We start from the raw sequence: 540 nt of genomic DNA on the forward strand, positions 1-540 counted from the left end.
CGCACCTGCACGCTGAGTGGCTGACGTTGCCTGCTGCGCGCAGCGATGCACACGAGCAAAATCAGACCAGGCAGGATGAACAATAGAACCGGCATCACCCTCTAGCAGATCTACGTGGTGGAGTTGGCAGATTGTTCGTAATGACAATACCCATTCCCGACGCAACCAGGAGAATCCCCGCGAGGCCTTCTGATGTTCTAGGCAGATCGGGCAAGCGGCATATCGCATGCGCGGCGGGTATCGTCGGGTCGACATGACGGAGTCTCGCGCTACGTGATCGACCGCCCATGGATAGGAGCCGGCGATGGTACGGATAAAAAGCTGCATCTTCGTAATGCCGAGGCGCTTTGCAATCAGACTGAGGGCCGCGTCGGATATACCCAAATCCACCGCATAGAGGCTGACGGTTGTCTTCCCGCGTATCAAGCCAAACAGCTCCCATGTCGGCGTGCCATAAAAGCGTGCGATACGGTCGAGCCAGGACGAGATCAGTTCATCCTCCTCAGGCGGGGGGACGATCGGGAGCGGCGCGCTGAGGTC

At 58.7% G+C, this 540-nt stretch carries 1 protein-coding gene; it reads right to left on the bottom strand.

The window, feature by feature from the left end; genetic code table 11:
• The coding region (locus ASILVAE211_RS25890; RefSeq protein WP_227324223.1) for a TniQ family protein at positions 1-540 on the bottom strand (540 nt) is incomplete at both ends.

Origin of the sequence: Acidisoma silvae (assembly GCF_020618775.1) — a bacterium.
In the GTDB taxonomy this organism is placed as follows: Bacteria; Pseudomonadota; Alphaproteobacteria; order Acetobacterales; family Acetobacteraceae; genus Acidisoma; species Acidisoma silvae.